Source organism: Actinobacillus delphinicola (genome assembly GCF_900638385.1).
Lineage (GTDB): Bacteria > Pseudomonadota > Gammaproteobacteria > Enterobacterales > Pasteurellaceae > Actinobacillus_C > Actinobacillus_C delphinicola.
Genome location: NZ_LR134510.1, coordinates 1165702 through 1192359 on the forward strand (window position 1 = coordinate 1165702; position 26658 = coordinate 1192359).

15 protein-coding genes, 2 tRNA genes and 3 rRNA genes are annotated in these 26658 nt (G+C 37.8%); 17 read left to right on the forward strand and 3 right to left on the reverse strand.

The genetic code is table 11. From position 1 onward, the window contains the following. Positions 1–52: 52 nt before the first annotated feature. Positions 53–1189 carry a tRNA guanosine(34) transglycosylase Tgt gene (tgt, locus tag EL259_RS05465; protein ID WP_126599731.1) on the forward strand — a complete coding sequence of 379 codons (1137 nt, stop codon included), beginning with the start codon at positions 53–55 and terminating at the stop codon, positions 1187–1189. A gap of 511 nt (positions 1190–1700) precedes the next feature. Next, positions 1701–3833, forward strand: coding sequence for a lysine decarboxylase (gene cadA, locus EL259_RS05470; protein WP_126599733.1), 2133 nt, complete (start codon positions 1701–1703; stop codon positions 3831–3833). A gap of 153 nt (positions 3834–3986) precedes the next feature. Here the strand turns inward: cadA and gap are convergent, their stop codons facing one another. Continuing rightward, the gene (gene gap, locus EL259_RS05475) at positions 3987–4994 is read right to left on the reverse strand and encodes a type I glyceraldehyde-3-phosphate dehydrogenase (protein ID WP_126599735.1); all 1008 of its coding nucleotides are present in this window, start codon (positions 4992–4994) and stop codon (positions 3987–3989) included. A 254-nt stretch (positions 4995–5248) separates the two neighbouring features. On the opposite strand from gap, the gene gmk reads away from it, so the two are divergent. The 15 genes from gmk to ppa all read left to right on the forward strand — a co-directional run bounded on the left by gmk (position 5249) and on the right by ppa (position 23453). Continuing rightward, positions 5249–5875 (forward strand): guanylate kinase, encoded by a 627-nt coding sequence (gmk, locus tag EL259_RS05480; protein WP_126599737.1) that lies wholly within the window; start codon positions 5249–5251, stop codon positions 5873–5875. Between the two features lie 89 nt (positions 5876–5964). Beyond that, positions 5965–6234, forward strand: coding sequence for a DNA-directed RNA polymerase subunit omega (rpoZ, locus tag EL259_RS05485; RefSeq protein ID WP_126599739.1), 270 nt, complete (start codon positions 5965–5967; stop codon positions 6232–6234). Between the two features lie 120 nt (positions 6235–6354). Next, positions 6355–8472, forward strand: coding sequence for a bifunctional GTP diphosphokinase/guanosine-3',5'-bis pyrophosphate 3'-pyrophosphohydrolase (gene spoT / locus EL259_RS05490; RefSeq protein ID WP_126599741.1), 2118 nt, complete (start codon positions 6355–6357; stop codon positions 8470–8472). Beyond that, a complete protein-coding gene (gene recG, locus EL259_RS05495; protein WP_126599743.1) occupies positions 8472–10553 on the forward strand; it encodes an ATP-dependent DNA helicase RecG in 2082 nt (693 codons plus the stop codon). Before spoT ends, recG begins: the two co-directional genes overlap by 1 nt. Before the next feature lie 79 nt (positions 10554–10632). After that, entirely contained in the window at positions 10633–11427 is a 795-nt protein-coding gene (murI, locus tag EL259_RS05500) for a glutamate racemase (RefSeq protein WP_408608223.1), read from the forward strand. 435 nt (positions 11428–11862) lie between these two features. Then, positions 11863–13405: ribosomal RNA gene (locus EL259_RS05505) — 16S ribosomal RNA — on the forward strand. 73 nt (positions 13406–13478) lie between these two features. Continuing rightward, a tRNA-Ile gene (locus EL259_RS05510) sits at positions 13479–13555 on the forward strand. Positions 13556–13604: 49 nt separating this feature from the next. Beyond that, positions 13605–13680 (forward strand) — tRNA-Ala (locus EL259_RS05515). A gap of 214 nt (positions 13681–13894) precedes the next feature. Beyond that, positions 13895–16795: ribosomal RNA gene (locus EL259_RS05520) — 23S ribosomal RNA — on the forward strand. 147 nt (positions 16796–16942) lie between these two features. Continuing rightward, positions 16943–17058: ribosomal RNA gene (gene rrf / locus EL259_RS05525) — 5S ribosomal RNA — on the forward strand. Together the 16S, 23S and 5S rRNA genes with 2 tRNA genes alongside form the textbook arrangement of a ribosomal RNA operon. A 731-nt stretch (positions 17059–17789) precedes the next feature. After that, positions 17790–18272 carry a hypothetical protein gene (locus EL259_RS05530; RefSeq protein ID WP_126599745.1) on the forward strand — a complete coding sequence of 161 codons (483 nt, stop codon included), beginning with the start codon at positions 17790–17792 and terminating at the stop codon, positions 18270–18272. A 70-nt stretch (positions 18273–18342) separates the two neighbouring features. Next, entirely contained in the window at positions 18343–18702 is a 360-nt protein-coding gene (locus EL259_RS05535) for an arsenate reductase family protein (RefSeq protein ID WP_126599747.1), read from the forward strand. 1391 nt (positions 18703–20093) lie between these two features. Continuing rightward, complete coding sequence (narQ, locus tag EL259_RS05540; protein ID WP_126599749.1) at positions 20094–21794, forward strand: nitrate/nitrite two-component system sensor histidine kinase NarQ; 1701 nt, start codon at positions 20094–20096, stop codon at positions 21792–21794. A gap of 12 nt (positions 21795–21806) precedes the next feature. Beyond that, positions 21807–22832, forward strand: coding sequence for a UDP-N-acetylmuramate dehydrogenase (murB, locus tag EL259_RS05545; RefSeq protein ID WP_126599751.1), 1026 nt, complete (start codon positions 21807–21809; stop codon positions 22830–22832). Between the two features lie 90 nt (positions 22833–22922). Further along, on the forward strand, positions 22923–23453 hold the full coding sequence (ppa, locus tag EL259_RS05550; RefSeq protein ID WP_126599753.1) for an inorganic diphosphatase: 531 nt from the start codon (positions 22923–22925) through the stop codon (positions 23451–23453). A gap of 117 nt (positions 23454–23570) precedes the next feature. Here ppa and pfkA read toward each other — a convergent pair whose 3' ends face one another. Then, on the reverse strand, positions 23571–24533 hold the full coding sequence (gene pfkA / locus EL259_RS05555; protein WP_126599755.1) for a 6-phosphofructokinase: 963 nt from the start codon (positions 24531–24533) through the stop codon (positions 23571–23573). 143 nt (positions 24534–24676) lie between these two features. Continuing rightward, complete coding sequence (rnb, locus tag EL259_RS05560) at positions 24677–26653, reverse strand: exoribonuclease II (RefSeq protein ID WP_126599757.1); 1977 nt, start codon at positions 26651–26653, stop codon at positions 24677–24679. Positions 26654–26658 lie beyond the last annotated feature (5 nt).

Below are 26658 nucleotides of genomic sequence, written 5' to 3' on the forward strand. Positions count from 1 at the left end.
AAAATGGGGCGTCTTTTAACCCTCGAACTGTTTATTCAAGGAAATTTATTCTATGAAATTTACATTACATAAAAAAGACGGTAATGCACGCCGTGGGACGATGACATTCGATCGTCCGCAAGGGCAGTGCACAGTCGAAACTCCCGCATTTATGCCAGTTGGGACTTACGGTACAGTTAAAGGCATGACGCCAGAAGAAGTCCGTGCAACGGGTGCAGAAATTTGTTTAGGTAATACTTTCCATTTATGGTTGCGTCCAGGACAAGAAGTGATGCGTAAGCATGGTGATCTACATGATTTCATGCAATGGCATCGCCCAATTTTAACTGATAGTGGCGGTTTCCAAGTATTTAGTTTGGGTAAATTAAGAAAGATCACTGAGGAAGGGGTTAAATTCCAAAATCCAATTAATGGTGAACGCATTTTCTTATCACCAGAAAAATCAATGGAGATCCAATATGATCTAGGATCTGACATTGTAATGATCTTCGATGAGTGTGCGCCATACCCATCAACCTTTGACTACACCAAAAAATCAATGGAAATGTCCCTACGTTGGGCAAAACGCAGCCGTGATCGCTTTGATGAATTAGAAAATAAAAATGCACTTTTCGGGATTGTACAAGGTGGTGTCTTTGAAGAGTTACGTCAAGTATCCCTCGATGGATTGAAAGAAATTGGCTTTGATGGTTATGCTGTGGGTGGATTAGCTGTTGGCGAACCAAAAGAAGATATGCACCGAATTCTTGAATTTACCTGCCCGCAATTACCAGAAGATAAACCACGTTACCTAATGGGTGTGGGTAAACCAGAAGACTTGGTAGAGGGTGTTCGCCGTGGAATCGATATGTTTGACTGCGTGATGCCAACTCGCAATGCACGTAATGGTCATTTATTCGTAACAGGTGGCGTAGTGAAAATTCGTAACGCAAAATACCGTGATGACACAAGTCCATTAGATCCAGAATGTGATTGCTATACATGTAAAAATTACACACGAGCTTATCTCTATCATCTTGATAAATGTAATGAAATTTTAGGCGCACGCTTAAACACCATTCATAACTTACGTTACTACCAACGCCTAATGGCTAAAATTCGCCAACGTATTGAAGAAGGCACCTTCGATGAATTCGTAAAAGAATTTTACGCAGCCCGCGGACGCGAAGTGCCACCTTTGCAAAAATAATTTTTTTATTCTAAAAATAAGTGCAAGTAATTGCACTTATTTTTTTTTTTTTGAGTAAAAATTGATCTAAATTAAGACTATCTCTATTTATAATACCCTCTTAATAGTAAAGTTATAGAATACTGAGCGTAGCATTATGATATTAAATATATTCTGAAGATGTTTGGTCTAAATTTAATTTAACTATAATGATAGTTAAGATAATAAATCTAATATTGCAATTATTTATTAATATAAGGTAAATTTGATTAAAATTTACTGAATTAGTTGTATGAAATAATGAATTATATATTTATTATCTTCATTGCTATTGATAGATTTTTTTGGTAGGGAAATTTGCTGTTATTTCATTAAGTATTTTTATATATTATGCTCGTAAATTGGTACGCTTAAAAGCGATAAATAGAAACTAAAACTAGTTTTAAAGATTACGATTTTCATCTAATAAAATTATTTAATTAATGAATATTTTTATTAAATTCTATTAATTTTTTAGTATAGGAGATGTAATATGAAAACTATTGCTATTTTGAATAATCCAGAAGATTGTTTTAAAAAGGATCCAGAGAATAAAATTGAATGCTCTCTTCGAGAGCTAGGATATGATATTTTATCTGTCAAAAATGAGGAAGATTTAATTAATCTTCTAGAAATAAATCCTAGAGTATGCGGTGTTATTTTTGATTGGGATGTTTATTCTCTAACACTTTGCCATAATATTTCAAATATTAATGAATTATTACCTATCTACGCCTTTTCAAGTAATACTAATTCGCTAGATATTGAACTCAATGATTTAAAATCTAACATTTACTTTTTTGAATATGCATTGAGTAACGTTGAAGATATTGTCCATAAGATTCAACAAGCTACAGATGAGTATAAAGATACTATTTTACCTCCTCTCACTAAAGCCTTATTTAAGTATGTTAATGCTGAAAAATATACGTTTTGTACTCCTGGCCATATGGGAGGAACAGCATTTACGAAGAGTCCTGTTGGTAGCTTATTCTATGAATTTTATGGACCTAATGCATTTAAGGCAGATATTTCTATTTCAATGGGGGAATTAGGATCTTTGCTAGATCATTCTGGACCACATAAAGATGCAGAAAAATATATTGCAAAAACATTTAATGCTGATAGATCTTATATTGTTACAAATGGTACATCTACAGCTAATAAAATTGTAGGGATGTATTCAGCACCAGCTGGTAGTACAGTTTTAATTGATAGAAACTGTCATAAATCTATTACACACATGATGATGATGTCGGATGTTGTTCCAATTTATTTCAGACCAACTAGAAATGCATATGGGATCTTGGGTGGAATACCAAAAAGTGAATTTACACAAGAGGTAATTGAACAAAAAATTGCATCTACCCCGGGTGCAACTCAACCAACGTATGCTGTGATTACTAATTCAACTTATGACGGTTTATTTTACAATACACGATTCATTAAAGAACAGTTAAATACTAAATTTATCCATTTTGATAGTGCGTGGGTCCCTTACACTAACTTTAATGAGATTTATGCTGGAAAAGCTGGAATGAGTGGCGATGCAATCCCTGGTAAAGTGTTTTATGAAACACAATCTACACATAAATTATTAGCAGCCTTTTCTCAAGCATCTATGATACATATTAAAGGCGAAGTTGATGATGAATCATTTAATGAAGCTTATATGATGCATACATCGACCTCACCACTATATGGAATAGTAGCATCGGCAGAAATTTCTGCGGCAATGATGAAAGGAAAATCTGGACACCGACTCATTCAAAGTTCTATCGATCGTGCTATAAAATTTAGAAAGGAAATTAAAAAATTACGCTCAGAGTCCGATTCATGGTTTTTTGATGTATGGCAACCAGAAAATATTGATACAATGGAATGCTGGCCATTAAAACCTGAAGATCATTGGCATGGATTCAAAGATATTGATGCAGATCATATGTTCTTAGATCCAATTAAAGTAACCATTTTGACACCAGGGATGAAAGAAAATGGGACATTAGCAGATAGAGGTATTCCTGCTGCTATTGTTTCTAAATTTTTAGATGATCATGGTATTGTTGTTGAAAAAACAGGTCCATACAGTATGCTTTTCTTGTTCTCGATTGGTATTGATAATACAAAATCAATGCAATTACTTAGAGCATTGATTGAATTTAAACGTGGTTACGATCAAAATCAATTAGTTAAAGATTTCTTACCTTCATTGTATGCTGAAGATCCAGTATTTTATGAAAAAATGAGAGTACAAGAGCTTGCACAGGGGATTCATAATTTAGTAATTAAATATAAATTACCAGATTTAATGTATAAAGCTTTTGATGTTCTTCCAGAAATGAAGATGACACCACATCATGCATGGCAAGAAGAGTTACATGGGCATGCTGTAGGTATCCCATTGTCTGATATGATGAATGAGGTAAGTGCCAATATGATTTTACCATATCCACCAGGTGTACCTTTAGTTTTACCTGGCGAAATGGTAACTGAAAAATCTCGTCCTGTATTAGATTTTCTAGAAATGTTGTGTGAAATTGGGAACCATTATCCAGGATTTGAGACTGATATTCATGGCGTTTATTTTGAAGATGGTATCTATAAAGTAAAAGTGATCCGAAAGTGATTATAGTTTGATACTAAAAAAATCCCTTCCAACAGGAGGGGATTTTTATTAGAACTTGTTTAGGAAAACTGGTTATAGCTCTATATAATTTTATTTTATACAAAAATCCCTTCCAATTGGAAGGGATTTTTTATAAGAACGACAAGCTCTTAATTATTTTTTGTAGTTATGAACTAAGCTAACTAAATCTAATACTTTGTTAGAGTAACCTACTTCGTTATCGTACCAAGATACTAATTTAACGAATGTTGGAGTTAATTGGATACCAGCTTTAGCATCGAAAATAGATGTCATAGGGCAACCATTGAAGTCAGTAGAAACAACTGCATCTTCAGTGTAACCTAAAACACCTTTCATTTCGTTTTCACTTGCACGTTTGATTTCTGCACAGATTTCTTCATAAGTTGCAGGTTTTGCAAGGTTAACAGTTAAGTCAACTACAGAAACGTTTGGAGTTGGTACGCGGAATGCCATACCAGTTAATTTGCCGTTTAATGCAGGGATAACTTTACCTACTGCTTTAGCCGCACCAGTACTTGATGGGATGATGTTTTGGCTTGCACCGCGACCACCACGCCAGTCTTTTAATGATGGACCATCCACAGTTTTTTGAGTTGCTGTAGTTGCGTGAACAGTTGTCATTAAACCATCAACGATACCAAATTTGTCATTGATAACTTTTGCTAATGGAGCAAGACAGTTAGTTGTACATGATGCGTTAGAAACGATATCTTGACCTGCATATTCATGGAAGTTAACACCATTTACGAACATAGGAGTAGAATCTTTAGATGGACCAGTCATTACAACTTTTTTAGCACCCGCTTGAGCAATGTGAGCGCGTGCTTTTTCATCAGTTAGGAAAAGACCAGTTGCTTCAACAGCAACGTCAACGCCTAATTCACCCCATTTAAGGTTTGCAGGATCGCGTTCTGAAGAAACGTGGATTTTTTTACCATTAACAACTAAGTGACCATCTACAACTTCAACGGTACCGTTAAAACGACCGTGAGTAGAGTCATATTTCAACATATATGCCATATATTCAGCATCAATTAAGTCATTGATCCCTACGACTTCAATATCATCACGTTCTTGAGCTGCGCGGAATACGATACGACCGATACGGCCAAAACCATTAATACCAATTTTAATTGCCATAAGATTCTTCCTCTAGCGTTAAGTTAATAAAAATCTTTAAAGAGTTTTACTCTTGAAATCTGGTGCAAAGTATAACACGCTTTTTTAGGAGCACTTTTATAAATTTTCTAATAATCTCTGGATTTATTACTATTCTGTTTTTGTTGTAAAAATTAAGTATATTTTTGTAAAAAAATTGTAATAAATTACAGGATTTTACTGAAATTTTCTCATTTTAAAGGCATAATGAGTAAAATTTTTATCGGAGTAAAATTATGGCGCAAGGCAATTTGTACATTATTTCCGCACCAAGTGGAGCGGGAAAGTCTTCTTTAATTAATGCATTATTAAAAGAAAAAAATATGCATTCGATGATGGTTTCAGTTTCACATACTACACGTAACCCTCGTCCTGGAGAAGTTGATGGTGTGCATTATCATTTTGTGAGTGTAGAAGAATTTGAAGCGTTAATCGAAAAAGGGGCTTTTTTGGAGTACGCCAAAGTTTTCGGTGGAAATTATTATGGAACTTCTTTGCCTGCAATTGAGAAGAATCTAGCCGAAGGGATTGATGTGTTCCTGGATATTGATTGGCAGGGAGCTCGTCAGATTCGTGAAAAAGTACCTAGCGTTCAAAGTATTTTTATCTTACCTCCATCTGTTGGGGAATTAGAAAATCGTTTGCGTGGCCGTGGTCAAGATAGTGAAGAAGTGATTGCTGATCGGATGACTAAAGCAGTTGATGAAATCTCTCACTATAATGAATATGATTATGTTATTGTAAACGCAGATTTTGATGTAGCATTGCAAGATTTGAAAACTATTTTACAAGCAGAACGCTTGCGTTGTGGTTATCAGCAAAAACAAAATGCACAATTATTGGATCAATTGCTAGCAAAATAGAGGATTATTTAGTAGAATTTTCTCCTTTATTTTTGAATTCCAACGGATCTCCATAGCGAGAATATACCTTAATTAAGCGGAGTAGAATTATGGCTCGTGTAACAGTACAAGATGCGGTAGACCAAATCGGTAATCGTTTTGATTTAATTTTAACTGCGGCTCGTCGCGCAAGACAATTACAATTACATCAACGTGAAGCATTAGTACCAAAAGACAATGACAAACCAACAGTGATCGCTTTACGAGAAATTGAATTAGGTTTAATCAATGATATGATTATGAACCAACAAGAACAATCAATTATGTTGGAAAAAGAAAAAGCAGAAATCGAAGTGCTTTCTTTACTTACTGCTGAATAATGTTCTGAGAGAAACAGAAAGAATACTCTCATTTTATCTCCTTTCTGTTTCTTTTTTTTAATTCTCATCTTATATTTATAACATCAAGTAGGTGAATCAAAACTAAGGTAGGTAAAATAAATGAAATTATTTGAACCTTTAAAACAGATTATTCAGACTTACTTACCCGAGGAGCAGATTCAGACTATTGAACGTGCTTTTGTTTTAGCACGTGATGCCCACGAAGGACAATATCGTTCCAGTGGTGAACCTTATATTACCCATCCAGTCGCAGTTGCCTGTATTGTTGCAGAAATGAAGTTAGATTATGAAGCGATTATGGCAGCACTTCTACATGATGTTATTGAAGATACTCCTTACACAGAAGCACAACTTACCGACGAATTTGGAAAAAGTGTAGCTGAGATTGTGGAAGGCGTATCCAAGCTAGATAAATTAAAATTCCGAACTCGTCAAGAAGCACAAGTTGCGAATTTCCAAAAAATGATCCTTGCTATGACGGAAGATATCCGTGTGGTATTGATTAAACTTGCCGATCGCACTCATAACATGCGCACATTAGGCGCTCTTCGCCCTGATAAGCGTCGTCGTATTGCTAAAGAAACATTAGAAATTTATGCTCCATTAGCCCATCGATTAGGTATTGAGCATATAAAAAATGAATTAGAAGATCTCGGTTTCCAAGCGATGCATCCTCACCGCTATGAAGTGTTGAGTAAGACGGTAAGTATTGCACGCAATAATCGTAAGGATATGATTGAAAAAATCTCGCAAGAGATAACGGAACGGTTGAAAGAAGCTAATATTCCTGCGCAGGTGATTCCTAGAGAGCGTCCTCTATATGGAATTTATCAAAAATTACGCCAAAAGGAACAGGAATTTCATTCAATTATGGATATTTATTCTTTTTGTGTTGTAGTTAAAGATCGCGATCAATGCTATATGGCACTTGGGCGACTGCATTCTCTTTATAAACCACGCCCACAACAAGTAAAAGATTATATTGCGGTACCAAAAGCGAATGGCTATCAATCATTACAAACTGAAATGATAGGGCCTAAGGGCGTACCTATTGAAGCGCACATTTGTACTGAAGAAATGCAACAAATGGCAGATATGGGCGTTACTGCAAAATGGGTCTATAAAGAAAGTGGTAAAAATGATAGTACAACACCACAAATCCGCGCTCAACGTTGGTTAAAGAGCCTTGTCGAATTACAGCAAAGCGTCGGAAATTCATTTGAATTTATTGAAAGCGTTAAATCAGAGTTTTTTCCAAAAGAAATTTATGTTTTTACGCCTAAAGGACGTATTGTTGAATTACCGAAAGGGGCTACGGCAGTAGATTTTGCTTATGCTGTGCATTCAGGAGTTGGAAGTGCTTGTATTGGAGCAAAGGTGGATAGGAAACCTTATCCATTATCTCAACCTCTCGTATCAGGGCAAACTGTTGAGATTCTTACAGCAGAACATGCTCAACCAAATTCGAATTGGCTAAATTTCGTGGTAACTGCAAGAGCTAGAACGAAAATTAGACAAAGATTAAAGACTTTAAAAGCAGATACCGCAGTTATTCTTGGTAAACGTCAATTAATTAATGCTCTCCAACCAAAGCGTTTAGTGGATATTTCTGAAAAAAATATTCAACAAGCTTTGGAAATATATGGACTCAAAACATTAGATGAGCTTTATACTCAAATTGGATTGGGAAATTTAATGAGTGCAGTAGTAGCGTATCGCTTATTGGATGAGAAAGTAGAAATTGATACGGACGGAAAACCATATAACAGTGATAGTCCACTGGAAATTAAAGGTGGTGAAAATTTACTAACTAATTTTGCACAATGTTGTCATCCAATTCCAGGCGATCCAATCATTGCTTATGTGAGTCCTGGTAAAGGATTAGTAGTGCATCATGCCCATTGCTCAAACGTTCGTCATCAAAAGGCTATGCATTATATGGCTGTTGAATGGGAAAATGCAGATACAAAAGTATCCTTTGAAGCAGAATTACACATTGAAATGCTAAATCGGGCAGATACATTGTCTAATTTAATGTCTGCTTTAACAGCCCTTGAAAGTAATGTCCATAGTATTTGGACAGAAGAGCAAAACGGTCATTTATATGATATTGCTATTTTATTAACTGCAAAAGATACGCAACATTTAGCTTCTATTGTAAGAAAAATCAAAACATTACCAGGTTTTGTGCATATAGAACGGAACATTAATGCTTAATGGCAGATATTTTTTTAGATGAAATTCCCCTTAGTACCCTGAAGGGTGTTGGGAAAGCAATGACAGAAAGGCTAAATAAGCTTGGAATTTTTAACCTTCAAGATTTGTTACTTCATTTACCTAGCCGTTATGAAGATCGAACTAAAATAACGCCTCTTTCTGAAATTCGGGTCGATCAGCATACAACGATAGAAGGTTTTGTCCAACTATGCGAGGTGGTGGTAAGCCGCCGTCCAATGTTACTTGTTACACTCTCAGACGGTACATCAAAAATTCAGTTACGTTTCTTTAATTTTAATGCAGGCATGAAAAATAGTTTTCAAGTTGGTGTTAAAGTCCGTGCCTTTGGTGAAATTAAACGTGGACGTTTTATGGCGGAAATGGCGCATCCTGAATATCAAATTCTTCAGCCTAACCAAATTGCTGCGCTTTCGGAATCGTTTACTCCCATTTATCCAACAACGGAAGGTATGTCACAGGCAATGTGGCGAAAATTAATTCCACAAGCATTAAAGAGCCTAGATAATTACCAAGTTAGTGAAATATTACCTAAATCTTTTAATCCGTACCCCTTTGAATTAAAAGAAGCGTTACAATTTCTTCATTGCCCACCTGCGAATACATTGCTTAATCAGCTAGAAGAGGGAAGTCACCCAGCACAGAAACGGCTAATATTTGAAGAATTACTTGCACATAATTTAGCGATGCAAAGTCTGCGTCAAAAAACAAAGCAATTCTCTGCATTCCCATTGCCACCGCAGGGTGAATTGATTAAACAATTTTTAACACAGCTACCTTTTGAACCTACTGAAGCGCAAAAAAGAGTAAGTCGTGATATTTTAAATGATTTACGTAATCCATTTCCAATGATGCGTTTAGTTCAAGGTGATGTAGGTTCAGGAAAAACATTAGTTGCCGCTATTGCTGCACTTTCAGTAATTGGCAATGGCAAGCAAGTTGCATTGATGGCACCAACAGAAATCTTAGCGGAACAGCATTTGCAAAACTTTAAAAAATGGTTTGAACCACTAGGTATTGAAGTTGCCTGGTTGGCGAGTAAGGTAAAAGGGAAAGAACGTAGCCAAACTTTAGAAAAAATTGTAAATAATCAAGCAAAAATGGTGGTGGGAACACATGCTCTTTTTCAAGAGGAAGTGCATTTTTCTGATTTGGCACTTGTGATCGTAGATGAACAGCATCGTTTTGGTGTAGATCAGCGATTACAATTACGAGAGAAAGGACGACAAGCTGAATTTTATCCACACCAATTAATTATGACAGCGACACCTATTCCCCGCACATTAGCAATGACGGTCTATGCTGATCTTGATACATCTATTATTGATGAACTTCCACCTGGGCGGACACCAATTCAAACTGTACTCCTTTCTGAAGAAAGGCGAGCAGAGCTTATCGCACGAGTTAATCACGCATGTACTGTTGATAAACGACAAGCATATTGGGTATGTACGTTAATTGATGAAAGTGAAGTGTTAGAAGCACAAGCTGCAACGGCAATTTGTGAGGATCTGCAACGATTATTACCACATTTACAAATTGGATTAGTCCATGGACGTATGAAACCAGCAGAAAAGCAAGCCGTCATGCAAGCATTTAAAGAAGGTGAGATTAATTTACTTGTCGCCACGACTGTGATTGAAGTAGGGGTCGATGTTCCAAATGCAAGCTTAATGATTATTGAAAATGCTGAACGATTAGGGTTGTCTCAATTACATCAATTACGAGGACGAGTAGGGCGCGGTTCTACGGCCTCATTTTGTGTTTTGATGTATAATTCACCACTAGGCAAAATTTCTCGAAAACGTTTAGAAGTGATGCGTGATACGCAAGATGGTTTTGTCATATCAGAAAAAGATCTGGAAATTCGAGGGGCTGGTGAAGTATTGGGAACAAGACAGACAGGAAGTATTGCTTTTAAAGTTGCGGACTTAATGCGTGATCGTAAAATGATCCCGCAAGTACAAGAAACAGCAAAGCTGATTTTGCAAAAGACGCCCCAAATATCGGAAAAAATTATTAATAGATGGCTTAATGCAAAAGATATCTATTCCCAAGCCTAATTATCAGAAAATTATAGGAAAGAAAGAAATTAGGCTATAATTGCCCAACTTTTCGTTTAACTATTTTAAGAAGGTTATTTTGAAACCGCGTATCTTATTTTTTGATTCAGGAATCGGCGGTCTAAGCATTTATCAAGAGGCAAAACAACTGCTGCCACATAGCGAATTTCTATATTGCCTAGATAATGGTGCATTTCCTTACTCAGAAAAATCAGAAGAAATGATTATTGGGCGCACAAAGGCGATTTGCCAGAAAATAAATGCACTTTACCCTCTCGATCTTATTGTCATTGCCTGTAACACTGCGAGTACAATCGTATTACCGACATTGCGCGAGGCATTTTCGTTCCCTATTGTTGGCACGGTACCCGCGATTAAACCTGCCGCACAGCTTTCAAAAACAAAGCACATTGCGCTTATCGCGACGAAAGGAACGGTTAAACGACCTTATGTTATCCAACTTATTCATAATTTTGCCACAGACTGTCAGGTAGAAAAATTTGGATCTACCTTACTTGTTGAAATGGCGGAGAATAAATTACAGGGTATCCCAGTAAACAGAGAAGAGCTTGATGAACATATCCACGAATTAAAAGATATGGCCGATTTAGATATTGTCGTACTTGGCTGCACACATTTTCCATTTATTGAAGAAGAATTAAGGGCTAGCCTTCCTCAAGTGAAGGAATTTATTAATTCAGGGAAAGCGATTGCTAACCGCATACAAACATTACTTGATGAAAAAGCGATAAATCTGAACATGGGAAACGACGTATCAAACAAAAAACTTTTCGCAACAGCACCACTGTCCGAGGCTAAAATCGCACTATTTAATGAATTAGGTTTTCATCTAGAAAAAATTATTGATGTTTAACCTGTTCTTTCATCATAAATGGATAGGACAAGTCATTAAAAAAGAATATTTATTTAAAAATAGAGTCATTTTATTTTCAAGAAAAAGAGCAAAATGGTTGTTGTTTTTAAAAATAGAATTGTTTTTAATCTAAATGTGGCTATTTATTATGTAATTACGTAAAAATATAAAAAAATTAAGATTTTTTTGAAAAAAGTGCTTGCAAAGGTTTTCAAAATATCTATAATACGCCCCACACAACGACGCGACGTTGTTAACAAAAATTTACTTCTCGCGTCGTTGTTTTTTGTTCTTTAACAACTAACTAGACAATCTGTGTGGGCACTTGTTGATTGACTTTGTTTAAATAATTTAACTAAGTCTTAATGAGTGTCAAACTAGAAATTCATTTTAAATGAAAGACTTTTTGTCAGCTTATTGAGCGAATCAAGCTTTGAATTGAAGAGTTTGATCATGGCTCAGATTGAACGCTGGCGGCAGGCTTAACACATGCAAGTCGAACGGTAACAGGAAGAAAGCTTGCTTTCTTTGCTGACGAGTGGCGGACGGGTGAGTAATGCTTGGGAATCTGTTTCATGGAGGGGGATAACTACGGGAAACTGTAGCTAATACCGCGTAATATCGAGAGATTAAATGTGTGGGACCGCAAGGCCACATGCCATGAAGTGAGCCCAAGTGGGATTAGATAGTTGGTGAGGTAATGGCTCACCAAGTCAGCGATCTCTAGCTGGTCTGAGAGGATGACCAGCCACACTGGGACTGAGACACGGCCCAGACTCCTACGGGAGGCAGCAGTGGGGAATATTGCACAATGGGCGCAAGCCTGATGCAGCCATGCCGCGTGAATGAAGAAGGCCTTCGGGTTGTAAAGTTCTTTCGGTGGTGAGGAAGGTTGGCGTGTTAATAGCACGTTGACTTGACGTTAGCCACAGAAGAAGCACCGGCTAACTCCGTGCCAGCAGCCGCGGTAATACGGAGGGTGCGAGCGTTAATCGGAATAACTGGGCGTAAAGGGCACGCAGGCGGTGACTTAAGTGAGGTGTGAAAGCCCTGGGCTTAACCTAGGAATTGCATTTCATACTGGGTCGCTAGAGTATTTTAGGGAGGGGTAGAATTCCACGTGTAGCGGTGAAATGCGTAGAGATGTGGAGGAATACCGAAGGCGAAGGCAGCCCCTTGGGAATATACTGACGCTCATGTGCGAAAGCGTGGGGAGCAAACAGGATTAGATACCCTGGTAGTCCACGCTGTAAACGATGTCGATTTGGGGATTGGGCTTTAGGTCTGGTGCCCGTAGCTAACGTGATAAATCGACCGCCTGGGGAGTACGGCCGCAAGGTTAAAACTCAAATGAATTGACGGGGGCCCGCACAAGCGGTGGAGCATGTGGTTTAATTCGATGCAACGCGAAGAACCTTACCTACTCTTGACATCCATGGAACCTTGTAGAGATACGAGGGTGCCTTCGGGAACCATGAGACAGGTGCTGCATGGCTGTCGTCAGCTCGTGTTGTGAAATGTTGGGTTAAGTCCCGCAACGAGCGCAACCCTTATCCTTTGTTGCCAGCGGTTTGGCCGGGAACTCAAAGGAGACTGCCAGTGATAAACTGGAGGAAGGTGGGGATGACGTCAAGTCATCATGGCCCTTACGAGTAGGGCTACACACGTGCTACAATGGCGTATACAGAGGGCAGCGAGCCTGCGAGGGTGAGCGAATCTCAGAAAGTACGTCTAAGTCCGGATTGGAGTCTGCAACTCGACTCCATGAAGTCGGAATCGCTAGTAATCGCGAATCAGAATGTCGCGGTGAATACGTTCCCGGGCCTTGTACACACCGCCCGTCACACCATGGGAGTGGGTTGTACCAGAAGTAGATAGCTTAACCTTCGGGAGGGCGTTTACCACGGTATGATTCATGACTGGGGTGAAGTCGTAACAAGGTAACCGTAGGGGAACCTGCGGTTGGATCACCTCCTTACCAAAATGAAGCGACAGTGAGTGCTCACACAGATTGTTTTAGTGGTTGTAGACAAAGAAAGACAATGCCCTGTGGGTCTGTAGCTCAGGTGGTTAGAGCGCACCCCTGATAAGGGTGAGGTCGGTGGTTCAAGTCCACTCAGACCCACCACTCTCAACGAAACGAAGGTTTAGTGGGGGTGACACAGGAATGAAAAGATGGGGATATAGCTCAGCTGGGAGAGCGCCTGCCTTGCACGCAGGAGGTCAGCGGTTCGATCCCGCTTATCTCCACCAAATTTTCATTACAAAGGGAAGAAGAAAAAATTTTTTCACTTTCTAATGATAATTTGTTAAAATTGTCGAATTGTTCTTTAAAAATTTAAAATCAAGCTGAAAACTAAAGAGACTTTCAAGTAAAGTCTGAGTAGTTAAAAATCTTATGCTGAAAAAGGCAGCATAAGTCGAGTTGTTAATCGCAATCTTAATATGAAAATATTTGAGGTTGTATGGTTAAGTGACTAAGCGTACAGGGCGGATGCCTTGGCAATCAGAGGCGATGAAGGACGTGCTAATCTGCGAAAAGCTTGGGTAAGGCGATAAGAGCCGTTATAACCCGAGATATCCGAATGGGGAAACCCGATAGATGAAGAATCTATCATCTCTTTTTGAATATATAGGAAAGAGAAGCAAACCGGGAGAACTGAAACATCTAAGTACCCCGAGGAAAAGAAATCAACCGAGATTCTGTTAGTAGCGGCGAGCGAAAGCGGAAGAGCCTGTAAGTGATAGCAAAAGCGTTAGGAGAATGAGCTGGGAAGCTCAATCATAGAGGGTGATAGTCCCGTATCTTAAAACGCTTTTGTGGTACTGAGCTTACGATAAGTAGGGCGGGACACGTGTTATCTTGTCTGAAGATGGGGGGACCATCCTCCAAGGCTAAATACTCCTGATTGACCGATAGTGAACCAGTACTGTGAAGGAAAGGCGAAAAGAACCCCTGTGAGGGGAGTGAAATAGAACCTGAAACCCTGTACGTACAAGCAGTGGGAGCCACTTCGTGTGGTGACTGCGTACCTTTTGTATAATGGGTCAGCGACTTATATTTTGTAGCGAGGTTAACTGAATAAGGGAGCCGTAGGGAAACCGAGTCTTAACTGGGCGACTAGTTGCAAGATATAGACCCGAAACCCGGTGATCTAGCCATGGGCAGGTTGAAGGTTGGGTAACACTAACTGGAGGACCGAACCGACTAATGTTGAAAAATTAGCGGATGACCTGTGGCTGGGGGTGAAAGGCCAATCAAACCGGGAGATAGCTGGTTCTCCCCGAAATCTATTTAGGTAGAGCCTTGAGCGGACACCTTTGGGGGTAGAGCACTGTTTCGGCTAGGGGGCCATCCCGGCTTACCAACCCGATGCAAACTCCGAATACCAAAGAGTGATACTCAGGAGACACACGGCGGGTGCTAACGTTCGTCGTGGAGAGGGAAACAACCCAGACCGCCAGCTAAGGTCCCAAAGTCTATATTAAGTGGGAAACGAAGTGGGAAGGCTTAGACAGCTAGGATGTTGGCTTAGAAGCAGCCATCATTTAAAGAAAGCGTAATAGCTCACTAGTCGAGTCGGCCTGCGCGGAAGATGTAACGGGGCTCAAATATAGCACCGAAGCTGCGGCATCAGACGTAAGTCTGTTGGGTAGGGGAGCGTTCTGTAAGCGGATGAAGGTGTACTGAGAAGTATGCTGGACGTATCAGAAGTGCGAATGCTGACATAAGTAACGATAAAACGAGTGAAAAACTCGTTCGCCGGAAGATCAAGGTTTCCTGTCCAACGTTAATCGGGGCAGGGTGAGTCGACCCCTAAGGCAAGGCTGAAAAGCGTAGTCGATGGGAAACGGGTTAATATTCCCGTACTTGTAATAACTGCGATGTGGGGACGGAGTAGGTTAGGTTAGCCATCTTTTGGATTAGATGGTTTAAGCCGGTAGGCGGAATATCTAGGCAAATCCGGATATTCTTAACGCCGAGAAGTGATGACGAGCAACTACGGTTGTGAAGTAACTGATACCACACTTCCAGGAAAAGCCACTAAGCTTCAGGTTATTATAAATCGTACTGTAAACCGACACAGGTGATCAGGTAGAGAATACTCAGGCGCTTGAGAGAACTCGGGTGAAGGAACTAGGCAAAATAGCACCGTAACTTCGGGAGAAGGTGCGCCGGTGGTAGTTGTAGTCCCTCGCGGACGAAGGCGAATCCGGTCGAAGATACCAGCTGGCTGCAACTGTTTATTAAAAACACAGCACTCTGCAAACACGAAAGTGGACGTATAGGGTGTGATGCCTGCCCGGTGCTGGAAGGTTAATTGATGGGGTTAGCGCAAGCGAAGCTCCTGATCGAAGCCCCAGTAAACGGCGGCCGTAACTATAACGGTCCTAAGGTAGCGAAATTCCTTGTCGGGTAAGTTCCGACCTGCACGAATGGCATAATGATGGCCAGGCTGTCTCCACCCGAGACTCAGTGAAATTGAAATCGCCGTGAAGATGCGGTGTACCCGCGGCTAGACGGAAAGACCCCGTGAACCTTTACTATAGCTTGACACTGAACCTTGAATTTTAATGTGTAGGATAGGTGGGAGACTATGAAGCGAGAACGCCAGTTCTTGTGGAGTCGTTGTTGAAATACCACCCTTTAACGTTTGATGTTCTAACGACGTACCTGAAACGGGTACTCGGACAGTGTCTGGTGGGTAGTTTGACTGGGGCGGTCTCCTCCCAAAGAGTAACGGAGGAGCACGAAGGTTTGCTAATCACGGTCGGACATCGTGAGGTTAGTGCAATGGTATAAGCAAGCTTAACTGCGAGACAGACAAGTCGAGCAGGTACGAAAGTAGGTCATAGTGATCCGGTGGTTCTGCATGGAAGGGCCATCGCTCAACGGATAAAAGGTACTCCGGGGATAACAGGCTGATACCGCCCAAGAGTTCATATCGACGGCGGTGTTTGGCACCTCGATGTCGGCTCATCACATCCTGGGGCTGAAGTAGGTCCCAAGGGTATGGCTGTTCGCCATTTAAAGTGGTACGCGAGCTGGGTTTAGAACGTCGTGAGACAGTTCGGTCCCTATCTGCCGTGGGCGTTGGAGAATTGATTGGGGCTGCTCCTAGTACGAGAGGACCGGAGTGGACGCATCACTGGTGTTCCAGTTGTCTCGCCAGAGGCATTGCTGGGTAGCTACATGCGGAAGAGATAAGTGCTGAAAGCATCTAAGCACGAAACTTGCCAAGAGATGAGTTCTCCCCGACTTAAAGTCGGTAAGGGTTGTTTGAGACTAAGACGTTGATAGGTCTGATGTGTAAGCGCTGTGAGGCGTTGAGCTAACAGATACTAATTGCCCGAGAGGCTTAACCATACAACACTCAAATATTTTTAGAGAAAAGATTTGAAAGAAAGTCAGTTTTCAGTGAGATTTTAAAGGCTTAACGAAGCGAAGAGAAAATAAACGCAAAGATAAAACGTTAAGTAAAGAACGACGAAAAGACAGATTATAAAGAATAATCCTGGCGGCGAAAGTGCAGTGGTCCCACCTGACCCCATGCCGAACTCAGAAGTGAAACGCTGTAACGCCGATGGTAGTGTGGAGTTCCTCCATGCGAGAGTAGGACACTGCCAGGTTCCCATACCAACCTCTTGAGTAATCAAGAGGTTTTTTTATACCTGAAAATCAAGAAAAAAGATTAAGAAAGGCTATCACCATTTTATCCCTGCTTATTTTTCTCTTCTTATTCATATTCATCTCTAATTTTTTTATTATTATTTTTATCCTAAAAAATTGAAAACATGCCCTATTTTTCCTAAAAATTTATGCGTTTTAAATTGCTCACAAACTTACATAAGTTTTATAGATTATTCCTCTACACACATTTGTTGCCTTTCCATCACTGAGTTACACCTCACGCCCCGATTTTTCGTAAATTTTATGTACTTTGTATGACTGCCTGTAATCGCATAAATTTTTAGGAAAATGGGGCGTATGTTTTGTTTTGGAAAGACGTGAAATCTATTTATAAGTTATAAGATGGGGAATATTGTTTTTGATTCTAAGTTAAAAGTGATTTTTTAAGATCATTAAAACAATAAAGCGATTTCTTTATTTTCTAAATATTCATTTAACATGCCTCGATTTTCCGTGAAATTTATGTAGTTTAGAGAAGTAAGTTCAAGCACATAGATTTTAAGAAATTATATGATTATTTATAAAGTGAAATGAATTGCTATTTTATAAAGCGAATATCGTTTGGACATTGAGCATATCGGTTCTTTCAGTGAGTTTTTAGTTCTTTATAAGATCTTGTTATTTTAGAATCATAATTTAAATCATTAACTCAAGCGGTATCGTAGTTAATATGAAAAAGTTAGAAGGAACAATTACTTTTATTAACCAGGAATATGGTTATGCCTTTACTAATGGGATTTCTTACGTATTTACACGTGAATATAATCATAAGCTATGGGATAAACTTGCTGTTGGATTTTGTGTGGCATTTCTTCCAACACGTATGGCGAGTGGAAAATTTTTTGCTAAGGCTATTGAATTACTTAATCCTCATTACGTTCATCATTCTATTTCTCGTATGGGGAAAGTGATTGCAAAAAATAATGAATATGCTACGGTTTTATCGGGACAAAAGCATTATTACCTAAGCAAAGTACAACATGCCACGAAATGGGATTCGTTTAGAAAGGGGACAAGGATCTTCTTCCGATTAGATTATGTTGGCGATGGACATTATTTAGTAACGACCTTTAGATTGTTAGAAAGTAAAGCACAACTAACACGCTATACGTTGAAATCATTATGGTCAGCTATTTTTAGTGATTTATTTTAAATAACTTGAAGTGCTTAATGGTAATTCGTTATTATTTTAACCGTTATATGAAACACATTGAGGATATTTTATGAATAAAATTTATACACTTTTGAATTGTTCAACTTGTCAAAAAATCTTAGATCAGATTAAAGATAAAGAACGTTTTGATATTCAAAATATTAAAGAACAGCCATTAACTGAAGCTCAGTTAGATGAGCTTTACCAATATACAGGAAGCTATGAGAAGTTATTTAGTAAACGTGCTCAGCTTTATCGTCAGCTTGATTTAAAAAGTAAAAATCTTACAGAAGAGGGCTATAAGCATTATTTATTGGAACATTATACATTCTTGGCACGTCCTGTTGTTTTGTATGATGGACAAATTTTTATTGGGAACGCGCCTAAAAAAGTACAACATATGATTGATGTTGTTAATGAAGGACGTTAAATAACTTTAGATTGTATGCCACTGAAAGATTAGTGGCATTTTTATTGAGTAGAAATAAATTTTTTTGAAAAGCAGGGCGTCATTTTATTTTTTACGGACAAAATTGTATGTATTTAATACGATATTTTTTGGTGTTTACAAAAAATTAAAAAAAATTTTCTACATAAATCCTTGTTATTACGTAAATCATACCAAAAGGTGCCTGGTACACTAAAAAGTGCCTTCTTGCGAACTATAGTAGGGGGGAGTATAGTACGCCACAAGAAACAGGAACTGCTATTAATTAAACTAAATAAGATTCTGAAAAGTTTATGGGACTAAACGACAGTGAATTAATTAGCTATCTAATTAGTTAATTTATTGCTATTAGTGATGGTAGTTTTTATTTGAAAGAAGTAAAACACTTTATTTTTAAAGTGGTTACGTTAAGCCAGTCTTGGAAGCATGATTTTTACTATGGCTTAGTAATCTGTTTTGCAATCTGGTGAAAATGAATTTTATCTCGACTTTGTGGTTGGGATGGTAATGATTTACCAATTAATGCAGCAGAAACGATATAAGTTGAGAAAGCTGTAAAACAATTTTCTCTATCAAAGCTGTGTGAAAAGTTATTTTGTTATGGTGGCGATGACGAGCGTTGCTATGATTGAAATCTCTTTATCTTCAGTCACTATTTAATAACAAGTAGTATTAAATATTTTGGCGCTGACTTCAACATCGAATTAGATGTAGCGTTTAAGTATATAATTTTGATAGAAATATTACCGCAAGATTTAGTTGCAAATATAGAGAGGGACGCTCTAATTAATGCAATTGAAGCTTTACACCAATGACGTAGCAGCCCTATTTATGATACGTTGGCGATAAAAACAATTGAAATGATTATGGAGAATCTCATTGTCTTTTATCGTTGGGACATGGAAGCATGTAAAGTGTGCATGTTGCACAAAATCTTGCAGGTATGGCATTTTCGAATGCAATTTTAGGTACTGTTCACATAACGGTATGAACATACTAGTGAGTTTCAAAGATTACGGACTTTCAAGAAACTCCTCCTAAATCGTGTAGGCGAAATTGCTTTAAAGGTAGTACTTGCCCCTTGTACAAGTATTATCTCTTATGAGATCAACAACGCTGTAATGACCGCCCTTTTCAAAACAGCGTACTACAACACTGAAGTTGATTTCTAATAAATCTTAAGCATATATAATCCTCATTTCTCTTAGTGCAACAAGCCACTTTCAGTTTTGGAAGTGGCTTTTTTTATACCTAGTTTAACGAATAATCTTGCTTGTTATTTGAGAGTCTTCATAAAAAATTAATCAAATTTAGCTAATAGTGCTTAGATTTGTTATACAATAGTCATCTTTGTTGTTTAGGGAAAAAATTTTATGATTAGAAGAACATCTATTGCAGTAAAAATTGGTACCTATCTATTATTAATTTTATTATTAGCAGGTATCATGACGAGTGTTGGTATGTTGATTATTGCAAGCCATCGTTCGGATGCAGAATTGATTAATACTACTGGTTCATTACGTACACAAGCTTATCAACTTTTGTATGCAATGGAGCATGAAAATAAGCAAGATGTACAGCTTAAAATGTTACTACATAGTTCAACATTATCTGCGACCATTTTAACTGATTTAGATCGACAGTATTTTGTTCCCCGTAAGATAAAAGTGGGGTATCAAGAAATCATAAAAAGTTGGACTCAGATGAAACAATATGCATATGAGTCTAATTATCGATTGTATCGCAGTGATTTGAAAAGTTATGTCAACCAAATCGATAATTTTGTTCTGTTATTACAAAAATATATGGATAGACGTAATGAGATCATTGTACACTTTCTTTTAGGGATGGTCGTTATCATCATTTTCATTGTTTCTTATCTTATTTTTTTCCTTTATCAACGAGTAACTAAACCGCTAAAAATGTTGATGCTAGCAAGTTCACAAATTCAGATTGGACAATTTGAAAATATTCTTGTTGAAACCAGTGAGGACAATGAGATTGGGCATTTGGGATGTGCATTTACGCAAATGTCAAATACGTTGAAGCAGTTATATGTGAAACTTGAAGGGCGTATGAATGAAAAAACTGAGAAACTGGCTAAAGTGAATCGTCGATTGACGACATTATATGAATGTTCTCAGATTTTAACGGGTAAAAAATTATCTTATCCTTTATTGCTAGAAGTTTTACGAAAAATTTTTGATTGTGAAAACTTTATGTATTTAAAATTAGAAATCAAAAATCAGCCAAGTTGGAATGTTGAATTAGGCGAGAAAAAAGAGCTCTTAGCTATGCAACAGGAAAAATTGGTTATTGATGACTATGTTTTAGGTACTTCATATTGGCAGTCATTAACTCGTACAGATGAACGAATGATTAAAAATGCGACACAAATGATCGCACGTGCGTTATATTATTACGAAGTACAAAAACAGCAAGAATATCTATTGATCTTGGAAGAACGTAGTATCATTGCCCGTGAGTTACACGATAGTTTAGCTCAAGTATTATCATTTTTAAAAATACAACTTTCATTATTAAAACGTTCGCTATCTAAAGAGGAAAATATTAGTGCTGGAACTATGACGATAGTGAATGATTTTGAAGATGCATTAGTATCTGCTTATTCGCAGCTACGTGAGTTATTGGCAACATTCCGATTGACTATTCAAGAGGCAAATTTGAAGACAACCTTAGTTGAGGTAGTTAATTCGCTTCAATCACAAACTAATATTGTTATGGATGTGGATTGTGATTTGCCGACAGAAGTCTTTAGTGCTCAAGATCTTATTCATATTTTACAGATTATCCGTGAAGCAATTTTAAATGCGATTAAGCATTCTAATGCAAAACATTTAGATGTTATTGCTCATATTAATGAAGATGGTGAATATGAAATTCTTGTGAAAGATGATGGTGTAGGGATTAAGAGTTTAGATGAACCGACAGGGCATTATGGTTTAAATATTATGACTGAACGTGCAAATCGATTAGGGGCCCGCTTGTCTATCTTAAATAATCAAGGTACAGAAATCAGATTAATTTTTAAAGCAAATAGAAAACATATTTAGGTAAGAAGATTTATGCATGATTTAAAAAGGTTTCATACCTTTTCTATTCCTGTTAATGCATTTGCAGTAGAAGAAATTACAACACTTCCTCAACTATTAGCGTGTTATCAGAAAACTAAAGTACTTGAAAAACCGTTTCTTTTTATTGGAGAAGGAAGTGATGTTCTTTTTACTGAAAATTTTTCAGGAACAGTTGCTATCAACCGCATGTTGGGTAAAAAACATTATGAAGATGATGATTATCATTATTTAACAATTGCTGGTGGCGAAAATTGGCATCAGTTTGTGAAATGGTGTGTACAACAAGGTATCGGTGGTTTAGAAAATTTAGCGTTAATTCCAGGATGCGTTGGTTCTGCTCCTATCCAAAATATTGGGGCTTATGGCGTTGAAGTGAAGGACTTTCTAAAAGAAGTCAAAGTGCTTGATTTAGATACACAAAATATTTCAACTTTGACTAACGACGAATGTCAATTTGGTTACCGTGAAAGTATTTTTAAACATGCTTTAAAGGATCGTCATATTATTATTGAAGTTACCTTTAAATTACCGAAGAAATGGCAACCACAAGTAACATATGGGGAATTAGCAATACTACCTATTGAATTAAGAACGCCACAAGGAATATTTGATAAAGTCTGCGAAATTCGGGCAAATAAACTGCCGGATCCTCGTATTGAAGGTAATGCAGGAAGTTTTTTTAAAAATCCTATTGTTGATCAAGATATTTTTTCTGTATTAGAAAAACAATATCCACAAATGCCACATTATCCACAAACAGATGGTACAGTAAAATTAGCCGCAGGCTGGTTGATTGATCAGTGCCAGTTAAAAGGTTATCAAATTGGCGGTGCAAAAGTTCATCCTAAACAAGCACTTGTTTTAGTTAATGTAGGAAATGCGACTGCAGATGATGTAGTAGCGTTGGCACGCTATGTGCGTGAAAAAGTTTTGGCAAAATTTGGCGTAGCTTTAGAACCTGAAGTTCGATTTATTGGAAATAATGGCGAAATTGATGCCTCATCTTTAATAAGTTGATAGGCGAGAGCTATATTGCTTATCTCGACAAAAAAGTTAAAATTAAGTTATAATTGAAAAGTATTTATAATAAACCGAGAGGAAATAGAAATGAGTTTATTAAACGTTCCTGCAGGTAAAGAATTACCTGATGATATTTATGCAGTAATCGAAATTCCTGCGAATGCAGATCCAATTAAATACGAAGTTGACAAAGAAAGCGGTGCTTTATTCGTTGACCGTTTTATGGCAACTGCAATGTTCTACCCAGCAAACTACGGTTATGTAAACCATACTCTTTCTGAAGATGGCGACCCAGTTGACGTATTAGTACCAACTCCGTACCCACTTCTACCAGGTTCTGTAATTCGTTGCCGTCCAGTTGGCGTATTATTAATGACTGACGAAAATGGTCCAGATGCAAAAATCATCGCTGTACCACACGAAAAACTATCTAAAGAATACAGCCACATTCAAAACATCGATGACGTTCCAGCTTTATTAAAAGCACAAATCCAACACTTCTTCGAAAGCTACAAAGCATTAGAAAAAGGTAAATGGGTAAAAGTTGAAGGTTGGGGCGATGTTGAAGCTGCACGTAAAGAAATTTTAGATTCTTATGCACGTGCAAATAACAAATAATCTTTGATTATTAGTGCCTTTTATGCCCTCATTATGTAATGAGGGTATTTTTTTATATATAAAAAATCCCAGTTGAAAAACTGGGATTTTATGTAAATTTAAATTGCAGTAAAAAAGTTATTCTAAGCGTTCAGCTAATTCCAATAGACCTTTTTTGAATTCACGTTGCATGTTATTGATAGCATCAATAATATCGTGATGAACAAGATGTTCATTTTGAATACCTACACAGTAGCCACCTTTACCAGCAAGAAGTAAATCGACTGCATAAGCTCCCATACGTGAGCCAAGAATGCGGTCAAATGCACAAGGTGAACCGCCACGTTGGACGTGACCAAGAACAGTTGCACGAGTTTCTTTATGCACACGAGATTCAATTTCACGAGCAAGCTGATTTACATCACAGATCATTTCCGTAATACAAATAATCGCATGACGTTTACCTTTTGCAATACAACGTTCAATCTTACGAATTAACTCTTCACGATTAAATTCCATTTCGGATGGCACGATATATTCCGCACCGCCAGCAATACCTGCTGCGATAGTTAAGTCACTGCAGTGACGACCCATGATTTCTAAAATAGAAATACGTTGGTGGGAACTTGAAGTATCTCGTAAACGATCGACTGCTTCAACGGCTGTTTCCAATGCGGTTTGATAACCAATAGTATAGTCTGTACCTGCAACATCATTATCAATAGTGCCTGGGATACCGATACATTGGATACCGTGTTCTTCAGTCAAGAGTTTTGCTCCCATATAAGAACCGTCCCCACCGATAACAACAAGCGCATCAATATTATGCGAACGTAAGATATCAGCACATTTTGCACGGATTTCTGGATTTTTAAATTCTGGAAAACGTGCAGAGCCAAGAATTGTACCACCACGGTTGATGATATCTGAGACTGAATAGCGATCTAGTGGTTTAATTTTATCGTGATATAAACCATAGTACCCCTCATAAATCCCAAAAACCTCAAGTCCTGATTTTAATGCAGAACGTACAACTCCACGAATAGCGGCATTCATCCCTGGTGCATCACCACCACTTGTTAATACTGCAATTTTTTTCATAGTTTTACCTTATTGTAATTTACATAATTTTTAGAAAAGATTTATACAAGGCAAAAGAATACTTCCATCTTCTCTTAGCCAGTATTCATTATTCTAAGGGGCGAAAACTATACGCCCCTATTTTCCGAAAAATTTTTAATTATTTATTCGGAAATTAATACCCCAATTAAGCTTCTTGTTTCTTCTTTTACTTCACTTAGCTGGATATTTACGATATCTCCAATCTTGTAGCGACGTTCACCTTTAATATAAAGTGCCAGTTCGTCACTATTAAACTGGTAATCATCTTTATTTTCGGTAATTGTTGATGCTGGCACGAAAATACTTGCACCATTTTCAGTTAATTGTACACGCATTCCACCACGACTGATATCTTGAATTTTAGCATCAAATTGTGGTTTTGCTTCAACTTTATCTGCGAGATAACGACAATACAACCAATCTGCGATATCACGTTCAACCAAACGATTTTGACGACGAGCCTCTTGTAAGCGTTGCAGTACATTCTCAGAAGGTTCGGTAAAATCTGTTTTGCCTTGAATGAAAGATTTAATTAGACGATGGTTTACCATATCGCTATATTTACGAATCGGTGACGTCCAAGTTGCATAACCTGTTAGACCCAATCCAAAATGCGGAGCAAGTTGCGGTTTAAACTCAGCAAAAGTGAGGTAACGACGTAAGCGTAATTCTAAATAGTCACTGTCTGCATCATCAATATCTTGACGCATTTGGCGATATCCATCTAAAGTAGATAATGTTTCTTCTGTATAACGTGTTGCTTTATCTTCTAATGTGACTTGATTGAGTAGAAACTCTTTAGCTGCGGTAAGATTTTTACTATCAAATCCCATGTGAGTGTTGAAAATACCACACCCGATATTTTCATTTAGGTATTCAGCGGCACACATATTGGCAAGAATCATGGCTTCTTCTACGATTTGATTTGCAATGCGACGATAACTTGCATGAATAGCAAGGACTTTACCATTTTCAGCAAGTTCAAAAGAGTAATCAGGATTTTCTTTAAATAATAAAGAATTTTGTTTACGCCACTCGATACGTGTCTTAGTAAATTGGAATAAGTAATTAATTTGCGCTAATGTTTTTTCATCTTCTGGTTGCCACGCATCTGCTACTTTTTCAAGATAATCAGAAACTTTATCGTAGGCTAATTTCGCTTTTGATTGCACATAAGCTGATACGAAAACAGGTTTTTCAATGACGTTACCATGCATATCTGTTTGGATGGTACAAACAAGGGCTGCTTTAGTATCATTTGGGGTAAGGGAACAAAGATCATCAGCAAGTTCACGTGGCAACATTGGGATATTAAATCCTGGTAAATAGTTTGTGAAGCAACGCTGTCTTGCCGCCGATTCAATATCGCTATCTTCTGCAATATAAGCGGTCGGATCTGCGATAGCTACAACCATTTTCCAACCAACTTGTTGATTATTTTCATTTAGTGTTGGTTCGATATACAGGGCATCATCCATGTCTTGAGTGCTTTCGCTATCGATGGTTACAAAATGTAAATCAGTTAAATCAAGGCGTTCTTGTGTATCTAACATGTGATATTCTGCTTGACCTTCGACAGGGTAACGAGATTGTTCATGTTTTGCTAGTGTTACCCACCAAGGTGCAAATTCATCATCTTCATGACAAATAAATTGCGTAATTTCTGCAAAGAGAAAGCGGTCATCACGTAATGGATGTGTTTTTAGTGTAGCAACAACCCAGTCACCTGCTTGTAATGATTCAGTGAGGGATTTTGCTTGTTTGGCACCAATAGGTTGATTAATTTGCGGATGATCAACAATGACTTGTAATTTATTATCTTTATTAAAACGTACTTTCGCAATAAAGCGAGTAAGCATTGGTTCTATTAATTCTAATGGTTCCGCTTGCTCTTTATCTCCAATTGTTTCGATTGCCGCACGGATTTTATCGCCATGGACTAACTTTTTCATTGCCGGAGGCGGGAGAAAATAGCTATTTTTATCGCATTCTAAAAAGCCATACGATTTATCGGTTGCACGGACGATACCTTCCACTTTGGGTTTTGCATCATGGATTTTTTGTTTTAATTGAGCAAGTAAAGGATTATCTTGAAACATAATAA

Coding starts and splice junctions, on each gene's coding strand:
- tgt (WP_126599731.1), top strand. CDS start 53: ATGAAATTTACATTACATAAAAAAGACGGTAATGCACGCCGTGGGACG.
- cadA (WP_126599733.1), top strand. CDS start 1,701: ATGAAAACTATTGCTATTTTGAATAATCCAGAAGATTGTTTTAAAAAG.
- gap (WP_126599735.1), bottom strand. CDS start 4,994: ATGGCAATTAAAATTGGTATTAATGGTTTTGGCCGTATCGGTCGTATC.
- gmk (WP_126599737.1), top strand. CDS start 5,249: ATGGCGCAAGGCAATTTGTACATTATTTCCGCACCAAGTGGAGCGGGA.
- rpoZ (WP_126599739.1), top strand. CDS start 5,965: ATGGCTCGTGTAACAGTACAAGATGCGGTAGACCAAATCGGTAATCGT.
- spoT (WP_126599741.1), top strand. CDS start 6,355: ATGAAATTATTTGAACCTTTAAAACAGATTATTCAGACTTACTTACCC.
- recG (WP_126599743.1), top strand. CDS start 8,472: ATGGCAGATATTTTTTTAGATGAAATTCCCCTTAGTACCCTGAAGGGT.
- EL259_RS05530 (WP_126599745.1), top strand. CDS start 17,790: ATGAAAAAGTTAGAAGGAACAATTACTTTTATTAACCAGGAATATGGT.
- EL259_RS05535 (WP_126599747.1), top strand. CDS start 18,343: ATGAATAAAATTTATACACTTTTGAATTGTTCAACTTGTCAAAAAATC.
- narQ (WP_126599749.1), top strand. CDS start 20,094: ATGATTAGAAGAACATCTATTGCAGTAAAAATTGGTACCTATCTATTA.
- murB (WP_126599751.1), top strand. CDS start 21,807: ATGCATGATTTAAAAAGGTTTCATACCTTTTCTATTCCTGTTAATGCA.
- ppa (WP_126599753.1), top strand. CDS start 22,923: ATGAGTTTATTAAACGTTCCTGCAGGTAAAGAATTACCTGATGATATT.
- pfkA (WP_126599755.1), bottom strand. CDS start 24,533: ATGAAAAAAATTGCAGTATTAACAAGTGGTGGTGATGCACCAGGGATG.
- rnb (WP_126599757.1), bottom strand. CDS start 26,653: ATGTTTCAAGATAATCCTTTACTTGCTCAATTAAAACAAAAAATCCAT.